The sequence below is a fragment of the Paraburkholderia sp. genome, from assembly GCF_035501035.1.
Taxonomy (GTDB): domain Bacteria; phylum Pseudomonadota; class Gammaproteobacteria; order Burkholderiales; family Burkholderiaceae; genus Paraburkholderia.
Genome location: NZ_DATJWR010000264.1, coordinates 63,184 through 69,712, shown reverse-complemented (window position 1 = coordinate 69,712; position 6,529 = coordinate 63,184). Strand labels below are relative to the sequence as shown.

5 protein-coding genes are annotated in these 6,529 nt (G+C 67.2%); all 5 read left to right on the top strand.

All coding sequences use genetic code 11. From position 1 onward, the window contains the following. Position 1 precedes the first annotated feature (1 nt). The 5 genes from asd (at position 2) to trpB (ending at position 6,521) form a co-directional block, all read left to right on the top strand. Positions 2–1,078 carry an aspartate-semialdehyde dehydrogenase gene (asd, locus tag VMJ11_RS19530; protein ID WP_325621033.1) on the top strand — a complete coding sequence of 359 codons (1,077 nt, stop codon included), beginning with the start codon at positions 2–4 and terminating at the stop codon, positions 1,076–1,078. A 234-nt stretch (positions 1,079–1,312) separates the two neighbouring features. Beyond that, positions 1,313–3,670, top strand: a complete 2,358-nt coding sequence (locus VMJ11_RS19525; RefSeq protein ID WP_325621032.1) for a FimV/HubP family polar landmark protein — start codon at positions 1,313–1,315, stop codon at positions 3,668–3,670. An 18-nt stretch (positions 3,671–3,688) separates the two neighbouring features. Next, on the top strand, positions 3,689–4,504 hold the full coding sequence (gene truA, locus VMJ11_RS19520) for a tRNA pseudouridine(38-40) synthase TruA (protein WP_325621031.1): 816 nt from the start codon (positions 3,689–3,691) through the stop codon (positions 4,502–4,504). Positions 4,505–4,565: 61 nt separating this feature from the next. Continuing rightward, positions 4,566–5,252 carry a phosphoribosylanthranilate isomerase gene (locus VMJ11_RS19515; RefSeq protein ID WP_325621030.1) on the top strand — a complete coding sequence of 229 codons (687 nt, stop codon included), beginning with the start codon at positions 4,566–4,568 and terminating at the stop codon, positions 5,250–5,252. 75 nt (positions 5,253–5,327) lie between these two features. After that, complete coding sequence (gene trpB / locus VMJ11_RS19510; protein ID WP_325621029.1) at positions 5,328–6,521, top strand: tryptophan synthase subunit beta; 1,194 nt, start codon at positions 5,328–5,330, stop codon at positions 6,519–6,521. The last annotated feature ends 8 nt before the right edge of the window (positions 6,522–6,529 follow it).

The following is a 6,529-nucleotide window of genomic DNA, read 5'->3' as shown; positions in this document are numbered from 1 at the left end:
GCTGATGCAGCGCATGCAGGAAGAACGTGATTTCGACCTGATCGAACCGGTGTTTTTCAGCACCAGCAACGCAGGCGGCGCGGCTCCGTCGTTCGCCAAAAACGAGACGAAGCTCAAGGACGCGAACAGCGTCGACGAGCTGAAGAAGTGCGACATCATCATCACCTGCCAGGGCGGCGACTACACCAACGAGGTGTATCCGAAGCTGCGCGCGGCAGGCTGGAAGGGCTACTGGATCGACGCCGCTTCGGCGCTGCGCATGAAGGACGATGCGGTCATCATCCTCGATCCGGTCAACCTCGACGTCATCAAGGACGCGCTCGTCAAGGGTCAGAAGGATTTCATCGGCGGCAACTGCACGGTCAGCCTGATGCTGATGGCGCTCGGCGGCCTGTTCCGCGAGAACCTCATCGACTGGATGACGGCCATGACCTACCAGGCCGCTTCGGGCGCGGGCGCGCAGAACATGCGCGAGCTGCTCTCGCAAATGGGCGCGCTGAACGCTTCGGTGAAGGACGATCTGGCGAACCCATCGTCGGCGATTCTCGACATCGACCGCAAGGTGCTCGCCACGATGAACAGCGACGCCATGCCCACCGACCACTTCGGCGTGCCGCTCGCGGGCTCGCTGATCCCCTGGATCGACAAGGACCTCGGCAACGGCATGTCGAAGGAAGAGTGGAAGGGCGGCGCGGAAACCAACAAGATCCTCGGCAAGCCGGCCATGGGCCAGCCGGGCTCGATTCCGGTCGACGGCCTGTGCGTGCGCATCGGTGCGATGCGCTGCCACTCGCAGGCGCTCACGATCAAGCTGAAGAAGGACGTGCCGCTCGACGAGATCGACGGCATCCTCGCCTCGGCCAACGACTGGGTCAAGGTCGTGCCGAACCAGCGCGAAGCGTCGATGCGCGATCTGTCGCCGGCCGTCGTTACGGGCACGCTGTCGGTGCCGGTTGGCCGCCTGCGCAAGCTGGCGATGGGCGGCGAGTACCTTTCCGCCTTCACGGTGGGCGACCAGCTGCTGTGGGGCGCGGCCGAGCCGCTGCGCCGCATGTTGCGCATTCTGCTCGACAAGTGAATGAATTAAACTACGCGGCTAATGACGCGTAGACAGGGTGAAAAAGCGCCGCGCCAGTCGCGGCGCTTTTTTTATTGCAATCCTCGTTGCAATGAACCTGAAGCCAACCTCCATTTGATCGACAGCCGCAAGAGCGGTATGCCAGGGCAACCGATGATCGTTCGATTTGATTCTGTTTCCGCCGCGCCTTGCGCGAAGCGCGTCGAAGGGCGGCGGGCAGTCCGCGCCGCCGTGATGGCCGCAAGCCTCCTGTTTTGCGGCATCGCGGCCGCGCAAGGCGGTGCGAGTGGTGCGCAAGGCGGCGCGGCGAGCGCTGCTGCTCCGGCTGCGCCCGTGAGCACCGCCGGGCAATACACCGTTCGTCCCGGCCAGTCGCTGCACGACGTCGCCGTCGACCTCACGCAGTCGCACGACAAGGCGACGCTCGCGCGGATGAGCCAGGCGCTCTTCGATGCGAATCCGGACGCGTTCATGAAGCACGATCCCAGCCGCATGCGCGTGGGCGCGGCGCTGAACGTGCCGGCCACGCCGGACGTTTCCAGCGCGGCTGTGGGCATGACGGCGGCTTCGGGGGCGAGTGCGGCTGCTGCGGCAGCTACCGCCGCCAGCGCGCCCGCCACGGTGGCGCCGGCTGCGTCGGTTGCTTCCGTTAGCGCGCCGGCCGCTGCTTCGAGCGCGGCTGCCCAGGCCGTTTCGGCGGCATCGTCTTCGGTGGCTGCTGCCGCAACTGCTGGCGCGAGTTCGGCCAGCGCCGCAAGCGCGGCTCCGGCTGCCGCGGCTGCGGCCTCCGCCGTCGCGGCGAGCGGCCCCGAAGTGGCCGCGCAAGCTGCATCGGGCGCGGCAGCTACTGGCGCTAGCGCGAGCGCAGCGGCATCGGCCGCCACGGCCAGCGATGCGCACGTATGGAGCGGTGCGGTCCAGTCGGCGCCCGCCGCAAGCGGCACGGTTGCAGGCGCGCCGGCGCAGGGCGCGGCGAAGGCCGGCGCACCCGTGACGGTTTCCAGCCTGCAACAGCTGCTTGCATTGAAGAACCGCGTGCTGATGGCGTTGCAGCAGCACGGCATCGGCAAGCCGGCCCAGACGGCGGGCGGTGCGAACGGCGCATCCGCAGGTGCATCCGCACCCGCCGCGCAAGGCGGCGCGCCCGCGCAGGCGGGCAGCGCGAACCCGGGTGCGACTGGCGGCCAACCCGAAATCTCGCCGGTGGCGATGGGCGCGGTGGCGGGCGTTATCGTGGTGCTGATCGCGCTGTTCGTGCGGCTGCTCTCGCGCAAGCGCAGGAAATCCGCTGAACAAGCTGCCGAGGCCGCGTCCGTGACGCCCGAGCCGACACCCGCCGCATCTGCGGCGACTGTCGCAGCCGCAGCGGCGCTCGATGAGCCGCCGGTTTTGCGCGAGACGTTTGCGCGTGCCGAGGAAGCGCTGCATGTAAAGGAGCCCGCACCTGCGTTCGGTGTCGAGCCCGGTGCCGAGCCCGTCACGCCGCTTGCTTTTGCCGCACCGGCAGCGCCCGAAGCCACGGTCACGCCCGTTCCTACGCCGGTTGTCTTGTCCGAGCCGCTGCCACACGACGAATCGCTCGATCACGCCACCGACGCCGCGAGCCTCGCCGCCGCGGCATCGCTCGGTGCCGACGCGTTGCCGCCTACGCTTTTCGAGCCGCTGCAACCGGCCGTACCGCAAGAGCCGCACATCGCACAGGAAAATCGTGCATCGCACGACGAACTCCCGCACGGTATCGAGCCAGGCGAGCCCGAAACGCTTGCCGACGCCACCGCTGCCGCGAGCTTCGAAGCGGCCGCGGAGCTGGGTGCATCGGCGCTGCCGCCCGAAAGCCTCGCTGCGCCGCGCGCACCCGAAGAGGCCGAGGCGCTTGCGCGCACCTTCGAAGAGCCGCCGCGCACCGCCGCGCCGGCCGCTCCCGAGATCGCGCTGAACTTTGGCGACGGCGCACCGCAAGCGCCGCAGGCCGAACCACCCACAATCCATCCGTTGCACGAAATCGAAGCATTCCAGCGTCCTGCATCGTCGATTGAACCTGAATTTCCGGCACCACCCGCAGTCCCCACAGAAGACATGAATTACGCCGAAGTACCGATCGAATTCCCGCAAGATGCAGTACACGCGCTGGGCGGCATCGACATGCCGCTGCCGCCGAGAGTTGGGGAGCCGGTTGGCGAGCCGCTCTTGCCGCCGCAGCCGCTTTCGACCGAGCCGGTGGCTACGCCCGAAGCGTCAGCGCGTCTCTCGTCGCCTTTCCATGAGCCGCCTGAGCCGCTGGCGGGCGAGGCCATCGAAGCCGGCACGGCGGGCGCGGGCGCGCTCGCGGGCCTCGCCGCGCCGCGCTTTGGCGCGCTCACGCTCGACTTCGATCTGAACCTGCCGCCCGATTCGGCCGAGCCGTTGCCGGTCTTCACGCCCGAGCAACTGTCGCGCATCGCGCGCAACAAGCTGGACCTCGCGCAAGAGTACATTGCGCTCGGAGATGTGGGCGGCGCCCGCTCGCTGATCAATGAAGTGATCGAGTCGAACGACCACGCCACGCGCAGCGACGCGCAGGCGCTTCTGTCGACGCTCGCGCCGCTCTCCTGAGGCGTAGCCGCAAGCCGTATGCGTATCGCGCTAGGAATCCAGTACGACGGGGCCGCGTTCTGCGGCTGGCAATCGCAGCCGCACGGCAAGACCGTGCAGAACGCGCTCGAGCGCGCGCTGCGCGAGTTCGCGTGCGTCCCGCTGCCGACGATCGTCGCAGGCCGCACCGACACGGGCGTGCACGGCCTGGGCCAGGTGGTCCACTTCGACACTGACCTCGACCGCACCGAATTCTCGTGGGTGCGCGGCACGAACGCGTTCTTGCCGCCCACGGTGGCCGTGCAGTGGGCCAAGCCCATGCCCGAAGCGTTCCACGCGCGCTTCGCCGCGTTCGAGCGCACCTATTACTACGTGCTCTACGTCAACGCGGTGCGCTCGCCCATGCTGGCGGCCCGCGCGGGCTGGATCCATACGCCGCTAGATGTCGATGCCATGCGCGAGGCGGCCGCGCACCTCATCGGCGAGCATGACTTCTCGTCGTTCCGCTCGTCCGAGTGCCAGGCGAAGACGCCGGTCAAGCACCTGTATCAGATCGACATCCGGCCACAGGGCGACTTCATCCATTTTCGCTTTCGCGCCAACGCCTTTTTGCATCACATGGTTCGCAACCTGATGGGGTGCCTCGTGGCGGTGGGGCGCGGGCGCTATCCGGCTGCGTGGATGGCCGAGGTGCTGGCGCAGCGCGACCGCACCCAGGCCGCGCCGACCTTCATGCCCGATGGCCTCTACCTTGCCCAAGTAGGCTATCCTGACGAGTTCGCGGTACCCGCGCCGCATACGGCCAGCGTGCCGTGGAGCGCGATCTGGAGCGACGCGCCGGAAGGCCGCGCCTGAGCGCGCTCCGGCCGCACGAACCCGACCGGAGCCCCGGGACAACATCGAGCCTCAAAAAATCATGACGCCAGCCGCACAAACCGCCAACGCCGCCGCGCACCGCACGCGCATCAAGCTGTGCGGGCTTTCGACGCCCGAAGCGGTTGCGCACGCCATCGACCTCGGCGCCGACGCCATCGGCCTCGTGTTCTACCCGCACAGCCCGCGCTCGGTGAGCGTGGCCCAGGCGGTCGAGCTCACGCACGACATTCCGCCGTTCGTCTCGGTCGTGGGGCTCTTCGTCAACGCCACGCCGCAATGGATGAGCGAAGTGGCGAGCAACGTCTCGCTCACGCTGCTGCAGTTTCACGGCGACGAAACGCCCGAGCAGTGCGAGTCGCTCGCCTCCGTTGCCGGTTTGCCCTGGTTGCGGGCGCTGCGAGTGGCGGCCGATACTCGCGACGCCGATTTGATAGAATCAGCTAACCGTTATTCATCAGCCAGCGGCCTGCTGTTCGACACCCATGTCGAAGGCTACGGCGGCGGCGGAAAGGTCTTCGATTGGTCACTTATTCCCGCAGGTCTCGCGCGTCGGGCCGTTTTGAGTGGTGGCTTGAACGCGCAAAACGTCGGTGATGCGATTCGCCAGGTGCGTCCGTTTGCTGTCGATGTCTCCAGTGGCATCGAGGTGCCGGGCGCAAAGGGCGTGAAGGATCACGCCCGCATGGCGGCGTTCGTGCGCGCAGTGCGCGAAGCGGACGCGGGATGAAATCTTTGGCCGGTACGGCCCGCATATCAGAAATAATCGTGCGGGTTCTTCCAAAACCGGTCGAGCGAGTGACTTATGTACAATTTGCCCGATGAACGTGGCCATTTCGGCCCATATGGCGGCGTGTTCGCTGCCGAAACCCTCATGCAGGCGATCGACGAGCTGCGCGACGCCTACGCAAAATTCAAGGACGATCCCGACTTCGTCGCCGAGTATCAGCGCGAGTTGAAGCATTTTGTCGGCCGTCCGTCGCCGGTCTATCACGCCCAACGCTGGAGCGAACTGCTGGGCGGTGCACAGATCTATCTCAAGCGCGAAGACCTGAATCACACTGGCGCCCACAAGGTGAACAACGTGATCGGCCAGGCGCTGCTCGCCAAGCGCATGGGCAAGCCGCGCGTGATCGCCGAAACCGGCGCGGGCCAGCACGGCGTGGCCACCGCGACCATCGCGGCGCGCTTCGGCATGGAGTGCGTGGTCTACATGGGCGCCGAGGACGTGCGCCGCCAGGCCGCGAACGTCTACCGCATGAAGCTGCTCGGCGCGACCGTGGTGCCGGTGGAATCGGGTTCGCGCACGCTCAAGGACGCGCTCAACGAAGCCATGCGCGACTGGGTCACCAACGTCGAAAACACGTTCTACATTATCGGCACCGTGGCGGGCCCGCACCCGTACCCGATGATGGTGCGCGACTTCCAGCGCGTGATCGGCGACGAATGCCGCGTGCAGATGCCCGAAATGACGGGCCGCCAGCCCGACGCCGTGATCGCGTGCGTGGGCGGCGGATCGAATGCGATGGGCATCTTTTACCCGTACATCGACGACAGTTCGGTGCAGTTGATCGGCGTCGAGCCGGCCGGCGACGGCATGGAAACGGGTCGTCACGCCGCCTCGCTCGCGGCCGGCACGCCGGGCGTGTTGCACGGCAACCGCACGTATCTGCTGCAGGACGAGAACGGCCAGATCATCGAGACGCATTCGGTTTCGGCTGGCCTCGACTATCCGGGCGTTGGCCCCGAGCACGCGTGGCTCAAGGACAGCGGCCGCGCGCAGTACGTGACGATCGACGACGAGGAAGCGCTCAAGGCGTTCCACGACTGCTGCCGCATCGAAGGCATCATTCCCGCGCTCGAATCGAGCCATGCGCTCGCGTACGCGGCGAAGATCGCGCCCACGTTGCCGAAGGAGAAAATCCTGCTGGTGAACCTGTCGGGCCGCGGCGACAAGGACATGCACACGGTCGCCGAGCGATCGGGCATCCAGTTCTGAGCGCCGCG